12 protein-coding genes and 1 pseudogene are annotated in these 18,034 nt (G+C 70.4%); 3 read left to right on the top strand and 10 right to left on the bottom strand.

The genetic code is table 11. From position 1 onward, the window contains the following. Positions 1 to 224: 224 nt before the first annotated feature. The 3 genes from ACZ7L6_RS04515 (at position 225) to ACZ7L6_RS04505 (ending at position 4,998) form a co-directional block, all read left to right on the top strand. Positions 225 to 1,835 carry a glycoside hydrolase family 43 protein gene (locus ACZ7L6_RS04515; protein WP_471920607.1) on the top strand — a complete coding sequence of 537 codons (1,611 nt, stop codon included), beginning with the start codon at positions 225 to 227 and terminating at the stop codon, positions 1,833 to 1,835. 52 nt (positions 1,836 to 1,887) lie between these two features. Further along, positions 1,888 to 3,936, top strand: coding sequence for a glycoside hydrolase (locus tag ACZ7L6_RS04510; RefSeq protein WP_471920454.1), 2,049 nt, complete (start codon positions 1,888 to 1,890; stop codon positions 3,934 to 3,936). 96 nt (positions 3,937 to 4,032) lie between these two features. Next, entirely contained in the window at positions 4,033 to 4,998 is a 966-nt protein-coding gene (locus ACZ7L6_RS04505) for a glycoside hydrolase family 6 protein (protein WP_471920453.1), read from the top strand. 249 nt (positions 4,999 to 5,247) lie between these two features. On the opposite strand, the gene ACZ7L6_RS04500 is transcribed toward ACZ7L6_RS04505, so the two are convergent. The 10 genes and pseudogenes from ACZ7L6_RS04500 to ACZ7L6_RS04455 all read right to left on the bottom strand — a co-directional run bounded on the left by ACZ7L6_RS04500 (position 5,248) and on the right by ACZ7L6_RS04455 (position 17,920). After that, on the bottom strand, positions 5,248 to 6,057 hold the full coding sequence (locus ACZ7L6_RS04500) for an SCO4651 family lipoprotein (protein WP_471920452.1): 810 nt from the start codon (positions 6,055 to 6,057) through the stop codon (positions 5,248 to 5,250). 340 nt (positions 6,058 to 6,397) lie between these two features. Beyond that, positions 6,398 to 7,669 (bottom strand): PucR family transcriptional regulator, encoded by a 1,272-nt coding sequence (locus ACZ7L6_RS04495; protein WP_471920451.1) that lies wholly within the window; start codon positions 7,667 to 7,669, stop codon positions 6,398 to 6,400. Next, the gene (locus ACZ7L6_RS04490) at positions 7,666 to 9,081 is read right to left on the bottom strand and encodes a phytoene desaturase family protein (RefSeq protein WP_471920450.1); all 1,416 of its coding nucleotides are present in this window, start codon (positions 9,079 to 9,081) and stop codon (positions 7,666 to 7,668) included. The genes ACZ7L6_RS04495 and ACZ7L6_RS04490 overlap by 4 nt, the downstream gene beginning before the upstream one ends. Next, positions 9,074 to 10,816 (bottom strand): DUF3556 domain-containing protein, encoded by a 1,743-nt coding sequence (locus ACZ7L6_RS04485; protein WP_471920449.1) that lies wholly within the window; start codon positions 10,814 to 10,816, stop codon positions 9,074 to 9,076. The genes ACZ7L6_RS04490 and ACZ7L6_RS04485 overlap by 8 nt, the downstream gene beginning before the upstream one ends. A 19-nt stretch (positions 10,817 to 10,835) precedes the next feature. Further along, entirely contained in the window at positions 10,836 to 12,305 is a 1,470-nt protein-coding gene (locus tag ACZ7L6_RS04480) for a class I adenylate-forming enzyme family protein (protein WP_471920448.1), read from the bottom strand. A gap of 640 nt (positions 12,306 to 12,945) precedes the next feature. Next, on the bottom strand, positions 12,946 to 14,169 hold the full coding sequence (locus tag ACZ7L6_RS04475; RefSeq protein ID WP_471920447.1) for an acyl-CoA dehydrogenase family protein: 1,224 nt from the start codon (positions 14,167 to 14,169) through the stop codon (positions 12,946 to 12,948). Continuing rightward, positions 14,166 to 15,167 (bottom strand): annotated as a pseudogene (locus ACZ7L6_RS04470) (3-hydroxyacyl-CoA dehydrogenase NAD-binding domain-containing protein); the annotation flags it as partial. The pseudogene ACZ7L6_RS04470 and the gene ACZ7L6_RS04475, both read right to left, overlap by 4 nt. After that, positions 15,161 to 15,925, bottom strand: coding sequence for an acetoacetate decarboxylase (locus tag ACZ7L6_RS04465; protein WP_471920446.1), 765 nt, complete (start codon positions 15,923 to 15,925; stop codon positions 15,161 to 15,163). The gene ACZ7L6_RS04465 and the pseudogene ACZ7L6_RS04470, both read right to left, overlap by 7 nt. 26 nt (positions 15,926 to 15,951) lie before the next feature. Beyond that, positions 15,952 to 16,722 carry a crotonase/enoyl-CoA hydratase family protein gene (locus tag ACZ7L6_RS04460; RefSeq protein WP_471920445.1) on the bottom strand — a complete coding sequence of 257 codons (771 nt, stop codon included), beginning with the start codon at positions 16,720 to 16,722 and terminating at the stop codon, positions 15,952 to 15,954. Positions 16,723 to 16,750: 28 nt separating this feature from the next. Next, positions 16,751 to 17,920 (bottom strand): CaiB/BaiF CoA transferase family protein, encoded by a 1,170-nt coding sequence (locus ACZ7L6_RS04455; protein ID WP_471920444.1) that lies wholly within the window; start codon positions 17,918 to 17,920, stop codon positions 16,751 to 16,753. Positions 17,921 to 18,034 lie beyond the last annotated feature (114 nt).

The raw sequence follows: 18,034 nt of genomic DNA, 5'->3' as shown, positions 1-18,034 counted from the left end.
CATTCAGTCAATTAGGCGCTTCGAATGTTTCGAGACATCCAACGATTCGTGCGAGAGGTATTGACGGGGTCCATCGGCCTCCTATCATCCAGAGTGCTCGACCAGTCGATCCATGTTCGACATCGCGTATACAGAGCAGCCGCTCCGCACGAACCGAGCAGGGCACCTCCGGGCAACTCCAACCACCACGGCTGGGCCACACAAGGAGAACGCCACACGTGCTGATGTCATGGACTCATCAATCCCTGTCCCGTCGCCGCGTGCTGACGGCCGCCGCCGGCCTGGCCGCCGGTGCCCTGCCGGCTCCGACAGCGGCCCCCAGCACCGCCCCCGCCGCGGCCTACCCGAACCCGGTGATCTGGCAGGACTTCGCGGACATCGACGTCATCCGCGTCGGCGACGCCTTCTACGCCTCGGCCTCGACGATGCACTACTCGCCGGGCGCGCCCGTCCTGCGGTCGTACGACCTCGTGAACTGGGAGATCGCCGGTCACTCGGTGCCCGTGCTCGACTTCGGCGCCAAGTACGACCTGAACGGTGCCCGCGGCTACGTCAGAGGGATCTGGGCGTCGTCACTGGCCTACCGGCCCAGCAACAGGACCTTCTACTGGCTCGGCCAGATCGACTTCGCCCGGACGTACGTCTACACCGCCACCGCCGCCGAGGGACCATGGAGCCGGCTGACGACGATCGGCATCCCCTACTACGACGCAGGGCTGCTCGTCGACAGTGACGACACCCTGTACGTGGCCTACGGGAACACCACCATCAGCGTGGCCCAGCTCTCACCCGACGGCCGCACCCAGGTCCGCACGCAGCAGGTGTTCACCACACCGTCCAGTGTCGGCACCCTCGAGGGCTCCCGCTTCTACAAGATCAACGGGCAGTACTACATCTTCCTGACCCGCCCCGCGAACGGCCAGTACATCCTGAAGTCCTCGAGCGGCCCCTTCGGTCCGTACACGATGCGGCAGGTCCTCCTCGACCTGCGCGGGCCGATCCCCGGCGGTGGCGTCCCGCACCAGGGCGGGCTGGTGCAGACGCAGAGCGGCGCCTGGTACTACATGGCCTTCGTCGACGCGTACCCCGGCGGCCGGATGCCCGCCCTGGCGCCCGTCACCTGGACCTCGGACGGCTGGCCCGTCGTGCAACTCGTGAACGGCGCATGGGGCACCTCGTATCCCAGCCCGGCCGTGCCCACGCCACCCCGCGAGGTCACCCCCATGACCGGCGTGGACACCTTCGACGGCACGACCCTCAAACCGAGGTGGGAGTGGAACCACAACCCGGACAACAGCAAGTGGTCGGTCGGCAACGGCCTGACCCTGCGGACCGCGACCGTCACCAACGACCTCTACTGGGCCCGCAACACACTCACACACCGCATCCAGGGCCCCACCTCCACCGCCACGGTCCAGCTCGACCACTCCGCGATGCGGGACGGCGACCGCGCAGGACTCGCGCTGCTGCGTGACTCCTCCGCCTGGATCGGCGTCAAGCGCGACGGCGGCGCGACGCGGGTGGTGATGGTCAACGGCCTGACCATGGACGGCAACTGGAACACCACCGGCACCGGCACCGAGGTCGCGGGCGTGCCCGTCCCGAACGGCCGTATCTGGCTGCGCGCGGCCGCGGACATCCGCCCCGGCGCGGCACGCCCCGGCACCTTCTCCTACAGCAGCGACGGCACCACCTTCACCCGCCTCGGACCCGCCTTCTCCCTGGGCAACGACTGGCGGTTCTTCATGGGCTACCGGTTCGCCCTCTTCAACCACGCCACACAGGCGCTCGGCGGCGCGGTCCGCGTCACGCGGTTCGAGCTGTCCACCCCCTGAACGATCGGAGGTTCGCACACGCAACCCCCCACCCGACCGTACGAGGAGAACCATGAACCCGCTGAAACGACTCGGCCGTCGCCGAGCCACGGTGTTGTCCCTCCTGGCCGCGGCCACCCTGGTGACGCCCGGGACCGCGACCGGCGCACCCGACGCCGTCAAGGCCTCCACGCTGGGTGCCCAAGCCGCCCAGTCGGGGCGGTACTTCGGAACCGCCGTGGCCGCCGGCAGGCTCGGCGACGGCACGTACAGCACGATCCTGAACCGCGAGTTCAACTCGGTCACACCCGAGAACGAGATGAAGTGGGACACGACCGAGCCGTCCCGCGGCTCGTTCAACTTCGGCCCCGCCGACCAGATCGCGAACCGCGCGCAGGCCCGCGGTCAGCGCCTGCGCGGCCACACCCTGGTCTGGCACTCCCAGCTGCCCGGCTGGGTCAGCTCCATCAGGGACGCGAACACCCTGCGCGGCGTGATGAACAACCACATCACCACCGTGACGAACCGCTACAAGGGCCGTATCCACTCCTGGGACGTGGTCAACGAGGCCTTCGCCGACGGCTCCAGCGGCCAGCTCCGCAGCTCCGTCTTCCGGGACGTGCTGGGCAACGGCTTCATCGAGCAGGCCTTCCGCACCGCGCGCTCCGCCGACCCGGCGGCCAAGCTCTGCTACAACGACTACAACATCGAGGACTGGAACGCGGCGAAGACCCAGGGCGTCTACCGCCTGGTCCGCGACTTCAAGGCGCGCGGCGTGCCCATCGACTGCGTCGGCCTCCAGGCCCACTTCGGCACCGGCGGCCCGCCCGCCAGTTTCCAGACCACGCTGTCGAACTTCGCCGCCCTCGGCGTGGACGTCCAGATCACCGAACTGGACATCGCGCAGGCTTCGCCCACGGCGTACGCGAACACGGTCAGGGCCTGCATGAACGTAGCGCGCTGCACAGGCATCACGGTGTGGGGCATCCGCGACAGCGACTCCTGGCGGGCCTCGGAGAACCCGCTGCTGTTCGACCGGGGTGGCAACAAGAAGCCTGCGTACAACGCGGTACTGACGACGCTGGGCGGCACGCCCGCCGCCACCCGCAGCACCCCCGTCGCCACCAGCGGTGCGCCCGCCGCCCCGCGAAGCGCTGCCAACGCGGCTGCTCTGCCCAGCCGTTACTCGTGGAGCTCCAGCGGCCCGCTGATCGCGCCGAAGCCGGACTCGACCCACAACATCGCCGGGATCAAGGACCCGACGGTCGTCCGGTACAACGGCAAGTACCACGTGTTCGCGAGCGTCGCCAGCTCCTCCGGCTACAACCTGGTCTACCTGAACTTCAGTGACTGGTCCCAAGCCGGCTCGGCCACGCACCACTATCTGGACCGCACCGCCATCGGCTCCGGCTACCGGGCCGCACCGCAGGTCTTCTACTACGCGCCGCAACGCCTGTGGTACCTCGTCTACCAGACCGGCAACGCCTCGTACTCCACCAACCCCGACATCAGCAATCCCAACGGGTGGAGCGCACCACGCCACTTCTACTCGTCGATGCCGGACATCATCAAGCAGAACATCGGCAACGGCTACTGGGTCGACATGTGGGTGATCTGCGACAGCGCCAACTGCTACCTGTTCTCCTCCGACGACAACGGCCACCTGTACCGCTCGCAGACGACCGTCGGCCAGTTCCCGAACGGGTTCACCAACACAGTCATCGCGGCCCAGGACTCCAAGTACGCCCTGTTCGAAGCGAGCAACGTGTACAAGGTGCAGGGCAGTAACCAGTATCTGCTGCTCGTCGAGGCCATCGGATCGGACGGCCGGCGCTACTTCCGCTCCTGGACCTCGGGCAGCCTCGCCGGTTCCTGGACACCGCTGGCCGCGTCCGAGAGCAACCCGTTCGCACGGGCCAACAACGTCACCTTCCCCTCGGGCGCCTGGACCCGGGACATCAGTCACGGCGAGATGATCCGAGCCGGCTACGACCAGACCCTCAGCATCCCGGCCTGCCGGCTCCAGTACCTCTACCAGGGCATGAACCCCAACGCGGGCGGCGACTACAACCTCCTCCCGTGGCGGCTCGGCCTCCTGACCCAGACCAACTCGACCTGCTGACCGACCGTGCCGTGGGGAGCGCTTCCGGTGGGAGCGCTCCCCATCCCCGCAGCCGACCTTCGGACGCACCCCTGTCAGAAAGCCGAGGTACCCGTCATGCGCCGCAGACTCCGCGCCGTGGTGGCAGCACTCTCCTCACTGCCGCTGGCGCTCGCCGCCGCCCCGTCCGCCCACGCGGCCGACCCGACGACCATGACCAACGGGTTCTACGTGGACCCCGACTCCAGCGCGAAGCGATGGGTCGCCGCCAACCCAGGTGACGGCCGGGCGCCCGCGATCAACGCCTCCATCGCCAACACGCCGACGGCCCGCTGGTTCGGCTCCTGGAGCGGCACCATCGGCACCGCCACCGGCGCGTACGTGGGCGCCGCGGACGCCCGCGACAAGCTGCCCGTCCTCGTGGCCTACAACATCTACAACCGCGACTACTGCGGCGGGCACTCCGCGGGCGGAGCCTCCTCGCCGTCCGCCTACGCGAACTGGATCGCCCAGTTCGCGGGCGGGATCGCGGGCCGCCCGGCCGTCGTCGTCCTCGAACCGGACTCGCTCGGGGACTACGGCTGCATGACCCAGGCGCAGATCGACGAACGCGAGAGCATGCTGACCGGAGCGCTCGCCGAGTTCAACCGTCAGGCCCCCAACACCTGGGTCTACCTCGACGCCGGCAACCCGGCGTGGGCGAGCGCGGCGACCATGGCCCGGCGCCTTCATGAAGCCGGCCTCCCGCAGGCCCACGGCTTCTCGCTCAACGTCTCCAACTACCTCACCACGGCCGAGAACACCGCGTACGGCAACGCCGTCAACAGGGAACTCGGCTCCCGGTACGGCTACACCAAGCCGTTCGTCGTCGACACCAGCCGTAACGGCAACGGCTCCAACGGCCAGTGGTGCAACCCCTCGGGTCGCCGTATCGGCACCCCGACCCAGCTGGGCGGAGGCGCCGAGATGCTCTTGTGGATCAAGGTCCCGGGCGAGTCCGACGGCAACTGCGGCGTGGGAACCGGCTCTTCCGCCGGACAGTTCCTCCCGGAGGTCGCGTACAAGATGATCTACGGCTACTGAGCCTCACCATGCCCTGGGCCCGGCCGCGACGAGGCCCGGCGCTGCCGCTGCGCACGCGCTGACGGCACCGCCGGGCTGTAGTGCCCTGTGTGTGGCTCTACTCGGTCACCTTCAGCAGCTTGTTGGGCGTTCCGCTATCGCTGTCGTGCCCGTCGGAGGTGATGTCCGAGCCCGGCGCGCAAAGGTCCACGATCGGCCCGAAGTTGAAGAAGTCCGACTGGGCGTCGTCCTTGGTGCTGGACGCACCCGTCAGCCGTTCAGGATGCCGCCGACCTCGGTGACGGGGACCGTGTCCGCGGCCCGCGGAGGCGTCACGTGGACCGGCTCACCGATGTCCGACAGGGCGATGGTCAGCGTCACCCGCGCACCGGACAGGTTGACGCTCATGCGGGTCTGCACCAGGCGCCCCCGGCCGTCGACCCACGCGTCCGCGAAGACCGGGAGGTCGCTGCCCAGGGCGTCGCGGGCTTGGTCCATCTTCGCGCGGACATCCGGGGCCATGCGCAGAGTGACGGTCCGGTGGTCGAGGATGCCGCGGTAGCGCACTGCGCGCACGCCGTGGACGTTCTCCTCGCCCTCCCGGGAGATCTTGCGCATTGCGGCGATCTGCTGCAGGACGTGCTCGGGGTCGTTGAGCGGGGCCCGCAGCAGGTAATGGGCCTGCGCCTTGTCCCGGGGCATGACCCCCCAGGCATCCTCGTCGATCCCCTGGACGCCGCTGATGTAAATCTTCCCGTCCGCGAAGACCTGGTCGCTGTGGTCGATGGCGCCGCCGGGGAGGTCGACCGCCAGGTGGCCCTTGTCCGCGGCGAAGTCGAAGCCGCCGGTGATGGTGAGGCCGTACACCTGGCCCTCACCCTCCAGTTCGATCTCCTGGCGGAATCCGGCGCTTTCCTCGCGGAGAGCCGCGACGGCCGCTCGTACGGCGGAGCGGGGGCCGGACGGCGATGTGGAAGACGGTGACGCGGCCGCAGGCTTGTCGCGGCTTCCGGCGTCGGCCGTGGAGCAGCCGGCGCACAGCAGCGCGGCGGCAGCGGTGAGCACGAGAGGACGGCGCATGGGATTCTCCGAAGTTCTTGGGCGAGCACTCGGCCATTGCGGAACCGCCTCGCGCGGAGATCTTACGAAGTTTCGCACAGCGGTGCGAACTAAATGTGGTGGGAGCGTGCGGTGACGACCATGAGGGAAACCTCCGTGCTCTGGCCGTTGACCGGATGCCCAGGTCGCGTCCGCCGCAGCACTCCGATGCCGCAGGTGCGGTCGACGGGACCATCGCGCGCATCGACGGCCCGCATCCGCATCGAGCGGTGCGGGCCAGGCCGTCCGCGCATTCGTCCAGCGGCCCCCGCGATCGAAGGTGCGGGCCGGGCAGCCCGCGAGTGTGGCCGCCCGCATCCCGTCATCGCCCCTTGCGGCGCAGGACCTTCGCCCCGTGCCAGTGGCACACGGTGAGAGCGAAGTGGAGGTCGAAAGCGTCGGCGTCCAGGTTGAGGTGGTGGTCGTCGACGGCCCGCTGGACACGGTAGTGGACGGTGTTGCGGTGGACCATCAGCTGGTCCGCGGTGGCGGCGTAGCTGCGATTGGTGGCCAGGAAGACGCGCAGCGTCTCGCGGACGAGTTCGCAGCGGGCGTCGTCCACGGCGAGGTCGCCGAGGGTGTCGGAGACGAAGTCGGCCAGCTCGCGAGGCTCGTCGACGAGCAGGGCGACGGGGGCGACGCGGGCGAAGGCGACCACGCGCGGGGCGCTGGGCCCCGCTGAGAGGGCGAGGGCCTTGGCGCGGGCGGCGGCGCGCGTGCTGCGGCGGAAGCCGTCGAGTCCCGGGCGGACGATGCCGAGGGCGGCCCGCACCGGGAGCGCGGCGTCGGCCAGTTCGGCGGCGACCGTGTCGGGGTCGACGCGGCAGTCGGGCCTTACGGCCAGCCAGATCCGGGCGTGGGCCTCGTCGGTGTGCACGAGCAGGGGGCGGCCCTGGGCACGCAGGACGGTGTGCAGCAGTGAGGTCAGCCGGTCGAAGACGGTGGCGGTGTCGGTGGGTGCCTCCGTGTCGTGGCGCCAGACCTCGATGGCCAGGTGGCTGCCGGACAACGGGTAGTCGAGGGCGGTCTCGGCCTGCCGCGGATCGACCCGAGGGTTGTCCAGGAGCTGGCCCACCCAGTACTGGCGCAGCGCACCGCGGGTGTCCACCCAGCGTTCGCGCTCCTCCTCGTAGGCGCGGCCGATCTGGTCGCAGACCCGGTCCAGATAGGCGGAGGTGACGTGGACGAGGGCGATGACGGTGCCGGCCGGGTCCGGCAGCCCGAGCCGGACCGCCTCTCCGAGGACCAGGTCCAGGCTCTGCGCATGGCCCAGTCGGTAGGCGCGCAGCAGGGCCGACAGCGGAACGTCGCGCTGGGCGAGCCGGCGGGCGTAGGAGACGGCCGAGGCGGGGGCGTCCACCGTCAGCGGATCGATCCGGTTGATGATCACGTGCAGGGCGGTCACGATGTTCTCGGTGATGCTGGCTTCCAGCAGCCCGTGCAGCGGCTCGTCGTGTTCCAGCTGGGATATCTCCGCCTCGGTGGTGGCGACCAGCTTGGCGATGAACTCGTCCCGGTGCGTCTGCACCACCTGGGCCGCGAGGACGACCGGATCGGGTGTCCCGTCCGCCGGCCGCTGCACGGGGCCGTTCACCGGGCCAGGTACCGCAGCGCGGAGCGGGCGGCGTTCGCACCGCACATGCCGTGCACGCCCGCGCCGGGCGGGGTGGCCGCCGAGCACAGGTAGACGCCGGGGATGCCGGTGCTGTAGGGGTCGGCGGCCAGGCGGGGGCGCAGCACCACCTGCCGTGCGCTGTTGGCACCAGCCACGATGTCGCCCCCGATGAAGTTGGCGTTGTAGCGGGCCAGTTCGGCGGTCGAACGCACCGCCAGCCCCATGATCCGTTCCCGGAAGCCCGGCGCGAACCTCTCGATCTGGCGCAGCACCGCCTCGGTGGCGTCACCGGAGTAACCGTGCGGGACGTGCGCATACGCCCAGACGGGGTGGACGTCGTCGCGGGAGCGGCCCGGGTCGGCCAGGTACTGCTGGCCGACCAGGACGAACGGGCGCTCGGGCATCCGCCCGCCGGCGGTCTGCGCCTCCGTGCGGACGACCTCCTCCAGGGGCCCGCCCAGGTGCACGGTGCCCGCGCGACGACACGCTTCATGGGCCCAGGGGATGCCGTCCTGGACGGCGAGGTCCACCTTGAACGCCGCCGGGCCGTGCCGCCAGCCGCGGTAGGCCCGGCGCACCCGGCCGGGCAGCCGGTCACCGCAGATGCGTGCTGCGGCGGCGGGCGCGGTGTCGAGCATGACGATCCGGGCGGGCGCGAGTTGGGCCAGGGAGTCGACCCGTACGCCCGTCTCGATGGTCCCGCCGAGCTTCGCGAGCAGTGCGGCCAGCGCATCGGTGATGGTCCGTGACCCGCCGCGGGCGACCGGCCAGCCGAAGCGGTGGGCGGCGCCGATGAGCATCAGCCCGACCGCCGAACTGGCCGGCCCGGTCAGTGGATACATCAGATGCGCCGCCGCTCCCGCGAACAGCGCCCGGGCCTCCTCGGTGTGCCAGCGCCGGGCCACCGCCGTGGCCGGCTGGAGCGCCCGCAGCCCGAAGTGGGCCAAGGCCACTGGGCGGGAGGGCAGATGGGGCACCGGGCGCAGCACATCCTCGATGAGGGCGTCGAATTCGGCGGCCAGCGGGGCGAACAGTCCCTGCCAGGCCGGGCCGTCCACACCGAGCCCGCTCACGGTCGCCTCCAGGGAGCGGAGCAGCACCCCGGCCCGCCCGCCGTCCAGCGGATGGGCCAGATCGACCTCGGGCCACGCCCATTCGACGCCGTACCGCTCCAGGCCGAGAGTCCGCAGGAACGGCGAGCCGACGCCGAGCGGGTGAACCGCGGAGCAGTGGTCGTGCAGCAGTCCGGGCAAAGTCAGCTCGCTGCTTCGGGTACCGCCGCCGATCTCGTCAGTGGCTTCCAGGACGGTCACCTTCAGGCCACGCTGGGCCAGGGCGACCGCGGCGGCCAGCCCGTTCGGGCCGGCCCCCACCACGATCGCGTCACTCATGTGCGGCCGCCACCTCGGTCGCCGGTTGTGCTGTCCCGACGGGCTCGACAGGAATTGTGGGCGTCTCGTCGTCGAGCCAGGGCTGCCGGGTCACCATCTCCCGTACGTTCACACAACCCTCCTCGATCAGGCCGGTCGCCGCGTCCACGATGCGGTAGTGCTGGCGCTGTCGGTGCGTCGGCTGGGATTCGAGCAGGACGACGCGCAGGTCGCCCGGCGCGAAGCCGCACCGCTGCTGTACGGCGGCCATCAGCTGCTCGTCGTGCAGATGGCCGTCGCCGAAGTTCCAGCCGAGGACCGCTCCCGCCACCATCTCTCCCTCCCGCACATCGTAGGACTCCACGTCGTCCACGGCCCGCGGCAGCAGCCCGACCAGCGCCCGGCCATGGCTGTGCATCGCACGCCAGGCCAGCCCCTGGTGCAGCACGAGCTCGGCGGCCTCGGCGCCGTACAGGCGGGTGAGCTGGTCGACGGGCAGCGCGGACGCCTTGACGATGTGCTCGTTGATCCGCTGCTCGGTGCCCTTGCGGAAACACCACAGGCTGGTGGCCCAGTTGCCGGCGTAGTAGCGCATCGAGGGCAGGAAGGACACCAGGTCGGGGCGGATGTGCCCGAGCACCGGGACCACGACCAGGCTCAGCGCCAGTACGGCCGCCAGGAGCGGGGAGTGCAGGGTGAAGGCGCCTACGGCGGCGTCATGGCCGAAGAGGACGAGCGCCGAGTAGATGAAGAAGACGTTCCACTCCAGCGGCACACCCATCGGGAAGGTCGACATGATGTGCAGATGGAAGACGACCATCACGGTCAGGGCGATCGTGGTGACGGGCCCGCCATGGGACAGCACCAGGACCAGCGGCACCAGGTATTCGATGAGCGTGCCGCCGTGCGCGGCCGTGGCGGCGAGAGCGGACGGCCTGAGATCGTCGGGGTAGCGCCGGTACAGCCGGCGCTTGAACCAGGCCGGGCGCAGCGGGCTGTTGCTGATCATCACCGCCACCACGAACGGGAAGTGGCGGTTGAGCTTGGAGGAGGCGGCGCCCCACCACAGGGCGAGCATGACCAGTTTCAGCGCGGCTGTCTGATCGGTCACCGGGAAGAGGAAGACCAGCAGCGTCAGCCCGTAGTGCTCCGCGCGGGCGGCGAGGAAAGCGGTCTTGTCGCGCAGCCCGAGCAGCGCGAGCAGCACCGCGAGCACGGCCACGCGCCACGGCGCCAGCACGCCGCCCGCGCCGGCGTCACCCGGCATGAACAGCAGCCACACCGCCGCGCCCAGCACCGCGGCGTACAGCGTCACATCGGCGGCCGTCCGGCGTGTCCCGGAGGTGAACGGGATCCTGCCCGGCCACGGAGGCAGCCGTACGGTGCCCGGGCGCAGCCAGTGCAGGAAGGCGCCGACCGGCGGCAGGAAGTGCGAGCTGAGCGGGCCCGAGCCGCAGCCGAGGCCCAGGACCTCCCACAGCAGTGTCCAGACGACGAGTTTCTGATAGACGATCGGCTGCGCCCACCAGGAACCGAAATCCGCGATGCCGCCGACACCGGGAGTCAAGGAGAGGACCGCGATACCGCCGAGCGCGTACGCGGTGATCTTCACCAGGTACAGCAGGTGCACGGCGCCCGGAGTGCCGAAGCCATACAAGGCCCAGTGCTGGGCCAGCGGCCTGATGCGCTGGTGGTAGGGGCGGGTGCGCCACTGCTGGACGTCGATGTCCGCCGTGTTCGGTGCGAGGAATCCCATGGCTGTCTCCCGTTCCCGTTCAGCCGGCCGTGGTGAGGGCGGTGGTGACGGCGGCGGCCCTGGCCCGCAGAGCGGGCTTGTCCGTCTTGCCGACGGGATTCCTCGGCAGTCGGTCCACGAGGGTGATCTCGGTGGGCACCTTGAACCTGGCCAGCCGGTCCCGGCAGTGTGCGAGCAGGGCGACGCTGTCTGCCGTCGCGCCCGTGCGCAGGGCCACGAAGGCCACCGGTACTTCGCCCAGCCGCTGGTCGGCGGCGCCCACCACGGCGGCTTCGAGCACATCGGGGTGGTCGTCGAGGACGGTCTCGATCTCCTTGGGGTAGATGTTCTCCCCGCCTCGGATGATCATGTCCTTCATGCGGTCGACCAGCACCAGATAGCCGTCCTCGTCGAAGCGGCCGACATCGCCCGTGTGCAGCCAGCCGTCGACCACGGTGCGGGCGGTCTCCTGCGGGCGGCCCAGGTAGCCACGCATCACGTTGGGCCCGCGCACCACCACCTCACCGGTAGCTCCGGCCGGCAGGATCCGGCCCTGCGGGTCCATCACGGCGACCTGCTGGCCGGGCAGCGGCAGTCCGACGGTGCCGGGCTTGCGCGGGCCGTCCAGCGGGTTGGCGGTCGAGGCGCACGTGCCCTCGGACAGGCCGTAACCCTCCAGGATCGGGATGCGGTAGCGGCGCTCGAACCGCTCGATGAGCGCGGCAGGCATCGGGGCCGCGCCACAGGCGGCGAACCGCACCGAGGACGTGTCCGGCGCGGGCTGGTCGGGCAGTTCGGCGAGCATCGAGTAGATCGCCGGGACCGCGGAGAAGCACGTCGGGCGGACCGAGGCGACCAGGTCGAAGAAGGTCTCGGCCCGGAACCGTCCAGCCACTGTGACCTGTCCGCCGGCCAGGAGCGGGGACAGTACGCCGACCACGATTCCGTTGACGTGGAACAGCGGCAGGATCAGCAGGCTGTGGTCGGTCTCGGACAACCGGGCGGCGTCGATCATCATCCCCGCCATGGCGGCGAGGTTGGCGTGATCGAGCATCACGCCCTTGGGACGGCCGGTGCTGCCACTGGTGTAGATCAGCAGGGCGAGCGCGTCCGCGTCCGTCTCCGGTACGGCCGTGTCCTCGGGCCCGGTGACCAGCTCGGCCACCGTGACCGCCCCCGTGAGCGGCGACGGCTCGGCGGTGACGACCACTGCGGCATCCGCGTCGCCCAGTTGGTAGCGCGTCTCGGTCTCGGTCAGAGCCGGGTTGACGGGGGTCACCGTCGCGCCGATCCGCCAGGCGGCGAACAGTGCGACGACGAAGTCCGCGGTGTTGGGCAGCAGCAGCGCCACCACGTCGCCGCGTACGACGCCCCGCGCCCGCAGGGCCGCCGCGGCTCGGCGGACTCGGCGAAGGAACGCCCCGTTGTCGAGAGTTGACATGTCGTCAGCGATGCAGGGACCGTCCGCGTCCCGCCGGGCCCGCAGATCTGGCAGTTCCGCGATGTGCATGTCGGCTCCTCGAAGTACGTCGACGGACGTCGGCCGGACACGGGTTCGCGTCCCGGGGAGGAGGGACGGGTGTCCGGTGCGTGAGGAGAGACGGTACGAATCGGCGGTGCTCCCGGCCCATGGGCGCGGACGACGATGCTCGGGGCGGCACTTGTGCGCAGCGCACAGGGCGGGTGTCGGGCGGGCCGGGACGCGGGCCGGACCCGAGCCGCACTGCTCCGGGCGAGGCAGCACGAGCGACAGTCGCCCGCGAGGCAGCACGAGCGGCACTCGCCCGTGAGGCAGCGAGCGTGACTTCATGGTCGGAGCAGCAAGAACGCGCCTCCCAACCGGACGGGCCACTGCGCGGCTTCGGCCGGGCAGGCCAGTACGCGGCTTCGGCCGGGCAGGTCAGTACGCGACTTCCTGCCGGGCGAGCACAGGGGAACGTTGACCGGGTACGCACATGCGTGGCTCCTGGCCGAAGCGCCACAGCACACCCCCGGCCGGGCGCACATGGACACCCCCGGGCGCCCATGCACATCCCCGGCCGGGCCGGCACTACCGCGACCCCCGACCTCGGCAGCGCGTCCGCACTGAACCGCGCCGACCCCGAGGAACACTGCACTCGGAGCCGGCGCGGGGTTGTGGGGAGCCGCGGTCAGACGAAGGCGCTCTCGCCGGTGACCGCCTTGCCGACGATGAGGGTGTTCATCTCGCGGGTGCCCTCGAAGGAGTAGATCGCCTCGGCGTCGGCGAAGAACCGGGCGATGTCGTAGTCGAGGACGATGCCGTTGCCGCCGAAAATCTCCCGGCACCAGCCCACCACTTCGCGCATCCGTGAGGTGACGAACGCCTTCGCCAGCGAGGAGTGCTCGTCCCGGAAGACGCCGGCGTCCTGCAGCCGGGCGAGCTGGACCAGCATGCCCCAGCAGGCGGTGATGTTGCCGAGGCTCTTGACCAGCAGGTCCTGCACCAGCTGGAACCGCGCGATCGGGCGGCCGAACTGGCGGCGCTGCTTGGCGTAGTCCAGCGCCAGCTCGTAGGCGCCGATCATCACGCCGAGGGCCTGCCAGGCGACCCCGCTGCGGGTGGCGCGGAGAATCTCCGCCACATCGCGGAAGGAGTCGATGCGTTGCAGCCGGTTGGCCTCGGGCACCTTGACGTCGGTCAGGGTGATCTCGGCGTTCTCCACGATCCTGAACGCGATCTTGTTCTCGATCTTGACCGGGGAGAAGCCCGGGGTGCCCTTCTCCACCACGAAGCCCTTGACCCTGTCGTCCGCCTCGTCGCGGGCCCAGACCACCACCAGGTCGGCGAAGGTCGCGTTGCCGATCCATCGCTTGGCGCCGTTGAGCACCCAGTTCTCGCCGTCCCAGCGGGCGGTGGTCCGCATGCCGCCGGCCACGTCGGAGCCGCCGAGCGGTTCGGTCATCGCGAAGGCGCCGATGGTCTCCAGCGCGGCCATCGCCGGCAACCAGCGTTCCCGCTGCTCCTGGTCGCCGCCCCGGTAGATGCTGTACATGGCCAGTCCGCTGTGCACGCCGAAGAAGGTGGCGCTGGAGGCGTCGGTGCGGGTGTACTCCATCGACAGCATGCCGACCAGCAGATTGCTCCCGGCCGGCGCGGGATCGCCGTAGCCCTCGTAGGGAACCCCGGCGAGTCCGAGCTCGCGGAACCTGCCGATGAGTTCGCGGGGGAACTCCCCCTTCGCCCAGTACTCGTTGACCAGCGGCTTGACCTCGCTGCGCATGAACGCCCGGGCGCGCAGCAGCAGTTCCCGCTCGTGCGGCAGCAGCAGCGACTCGACGTCGTAGAAGTCCGCGGCGAGCCGTTCGTCGACGGAAGCGGTCTCGGAAGCCTTCTCGGGCAGTACGGCGGTCATGAACGGGTCTCCTTCGGCATGCTGGTGGCGCTGTCCCGGGCGGACAGCACGGCGATCTGGCGGACGTCGCGTTCCTGGCTGAGGTCGGCGTAGGAGCGGGAGCCGTAGGCGTCCTCGACGGCCGCGACGAGTCGTTCGGTCTGTTCGGGGCTCTGCTCGGGGCGGCCGAGCGAGTCCCACATCTGCTGCATCGACACGCCGATGTGCTCGGCCATGTGCCGGTAGCCGCCGGGGCCGCCGCCGAGGTGCGCGCCGAGGAACGGCCCCACCGTCGCCCAGCGCAGGCCGAGCGAGTTCACCATCACGGTGTCCAGTTCCGCCGGGCTGACGACGCCCTGCTCGACGAGGTAGATGGCCTCCCGGCTGAGGGCGTTCTGCAGGCGGTTGCCGACGAAGCCGGAGATCTCCTTGCGTTCGACGACCGGGACCCGGCCGACGAAGCGGTAGAACTCCACGGCCCGGGCCACGCTCTCCTGCGAGGTGCGCTCTCCGGGCACCACCTCCACCAACGGGATCAGGTGCGGTGGGTTGAAGGGGTGGCCGATCAGGATGCGGCCGGCGTCCTCGATGGTGTCGGTGAACGCCGTCGACGGGATCGCCGAGGAGGAGCTGAGCAGCAGTGCGTGCGCGGGGGCGGCGGCGACCAGGTCGCTGAAGAGCTTCCGCTTGAAGGGGACGTTCTCCGGGCCGTTCTCCTGCACGACGTCGGCGTCGCGCACCGCATCGGCGAGGTTGTCGGCGATGTGCACCCGCTCGGCGAGGCCGCTCACGTCCAGGCCCTGCGCGGCCAGATGGCCGGTGGCCTGGTCGAGTGCCTGGTCGACGGCCTCGGCCAGGTCCGGCCGCGGGTCGGTGATCCGTACCCGCATGCCGTGGCCGGCGAAGAGCGCGGCCCAGGACAGGCCGATCGTCCCGGCGCCGACGACCGTGGCGGTGGTGAAGGGTTTGGTCATCACATGTCTTCTCTCTGCGTCCGTGGCCGTGTTCGTGCTCACGGAGCGAAGGGGGCGGGGCCGGCGGGGTGAGCCAGGTAGTCGTGGACGGGCTTGACCGGCGCCAGGGTCAGATCGGTCAGGATGTGGCTGGCGGAGACGATCTCGCGGACCGGCAGATCGGCCAGCGGTGCCAGTGCGTGAGCGAACAGCTGCAGCCGGGCGGGGCCGGTCCAGGCGCCCTTCACCGTGACGTCGGTGATCTCGGTGCGCACCAGCTGGGCGACCTGCGGCGCCCCGTCGAATCCGGGGACCAGCTTGAGCATGTAGGTCGGCACACCGACCTGGGCCACGGCCTCCTCGACCGACAACTCGTAGTGCTTGTAGCCCATCGTCGCGGTCGCCACCCGGAGAGTGCCGACGTCCAGGACGCCGACCAGCGCACCGTGGTCGACGTAGAGGGCGGGCGAGCCGGCCGTCTTGGGATAGGCGCCGGCCTCGCGGCCCGACGTGATGGCCGGGAGGTTGTCCAGGTACATGGCGTGCAGATACTCGCCGCGCTCCCCCTCGTGGCGGACCGGTATCGCCTGGCCGGACTCGGTGTACGGGCCGTACCCGCTGACGTCGCCCATGCGCATGACCTCGAAGCGCACCAGCGGCTCGTCGATCTCCAGGGGTTCGGGTACCACCGCGCGCAGTGCCTCGTAGTCGGTGCGGTAGACGATGTTGAGGTACTCGCGGTCGGTGAAGCGCGGCACGACCGGTGGATAGGCCGGGTTGGCCAGCGGCGTCGCGATGTGCCGGGGTACGTCCTGCTGGTTCATGGTGGGGTCTCCCTCGGGTCCTGGTCCTACCGGCCCTGCCAGACCGGGGAGCGGCGTTCGGTGAAGGCGGTCATGCCCTCGCGTACGTCGGCGGAGGCCGCCAGTGAGGCCATCACCTGCGTCTGCGCGGCGAACGCCGCCTCCTCCGGGGCGCCGTCGGCGGTGCGCACCAGTTCCTTGACTACGGCCAGGGCCAGTGGGGCGTTCTGTGCGATGCGCTCGGCCAGGCGCAGTGCGGTGGCGACTGTTTCTCCGGCCGGGACCACGTGGTTGGCGATGCCGAGTTGTCCGGCGCGTTCGCCGGAGATCGGCACGCCGGTCAGCAGCAGCTCCATCGCCAGGTGGTACGGGATGCGTTTGGGCAGCCGGATCACTCCGCCGCCCGCGGCGATCAGACCTCGGCTGACTTCGGGCAGGCCGAAGCGGGCGTCGGCGGCGGCCACGATCAGGTCGCAGCCGAGGGCCAGTTCGAAGCCGCCTCCCATGGCCCAGCCCTCGACCGCGGCGATCAGCGGCTTGGTCATGCGGGCCTGGGTGAGACCGCCGAAGCCGCGCCCCGGGATCTCGGGCGATTCGCCGGCCAGCGCGGCCTTGAGGTCCATTCCGGCGCTGAACGTGCCGTGGGCGCCGGTAAGTACGCCGACCCGCAGGGCCGGGACTGCTTCCAGGTGGTCCAGGGCCGCGGACAGTCCGGCGGCGACGGCCGCGTCGACGGCGTTGCGGGCCTTGGGCCGGTCGATGGTGATGAGCAGAGTGGAACCGACGGCCTCGGTCCGCACCTCGGTGGTGCTGTGCATGGTGTGTGTGTCCTTGGGTGACGGTGGGTCAGCGGCCTGCGGCGAGTTCGTGGAGGACCTCGTCGGTGTGCTGGCCGGGCAGCGGGGCGGGCCGGCGGACCGATCCGGGGGTGGCGGAGAACCGCACCGGGATGCCGATCGAGCGGATCGCGCCCTCGCTGGGATGGTCGACGACGTCGAGCAGCCCGCCGCCCCGCACGTAGGGGTCCTCGGCGGCCCGGTCGAGTTCGAGCACGGGAGCCATCGGGATGCTGTGCTTGGCGCACACCGATGCCCACTGCTCGGTGGTCAGGCTCGGCGAGCACTCCCCCACCAGCTCCATCAGCGCGTCGACGTCGTCATCGGCGATCGACTCGCCGTTGACACGTGGGTCGGCGGCGAGGTCGGCGCGGTCGGCTGCGTGGAAGAAGTCCCGGAAGTTCTGCGGGTTGTACGGGATGACGCAGGCGAGGCCGTCCTTGGTGGGTACCGCTCGGTGGCCCCGCTTCATCGACAGGGGGAACCCGGTGGGGCCCTGCGCGGGTTCGAAGACATGGCCGGCCAAGTGCTCGACGAGGTTGAAGGCGATGAGCGTGTCGGTCATCGGGATCTCGATGAACTGGCCGGTGCCGGTGCGGGCGCGGTGCACGAGCGCGGCGAGCACCGTGTAGACGATGGTCAGCGCGCAGACCTTGTCACCGATGATCGTCGGCAGGTACGCCGGCGTCCCCAGGGCTCGGTTGGCCACGTCCACCAGGCCGGAAGCGGCCTGGACCGTCTCGTCGTAGGCGGCGTTGCCGGCCCGGTCGGAGTCGCTGCGGAAGCCCTGGGCGTGCGCGTAGACCAGGCCGGGGTTGCGGGCGGCGATGGCGGCATGGTCGAGGCCGAGCCGGGCGAGGGCGCCCGGGCGCATGTTGGTGACCAGTACGTCGGCGCTGTCGATCAGTTCCAGGGCCCGTGCCCGGTCGGCGTCGTCCTTCAGGTTCAACGCCACGCTGCGCTTGTTGCGGTTGACGTTGAGGTTGAGCGGGGTCATGCCGGGTGTGGTGCGGAAGGGGCCCAGCCGTACCGTGTCGGACGGCGACTCGATCTTGATGACGTCGGCGCCGAGGTCGCCGAGGATCTGCGCCGCGTAGGGCCCCATCACCACCGTTGACAGATCGATCACCCGTATGCCGTCCAGTGGACCGGTGGTGCCGACGGCCGTGATGTCCATCATCACTCCTGTTCACGTGATCACGCAGTAATTTCGCGGTGAATGTTTTCACCGCCGACGTTATGCGTGAACGAGTTCAGAGGGAATGATCAATGGACGAACACGGGTGTGACCACA

This window comes from Streptomyces sp. NPDC107522 (assembly GCF_055657525.1).
The sequence above is the reverse complement of the archived record's forward strand: the minus strand, read 5'-3'. Positions and strand labels throughout refer to the sequence as shown.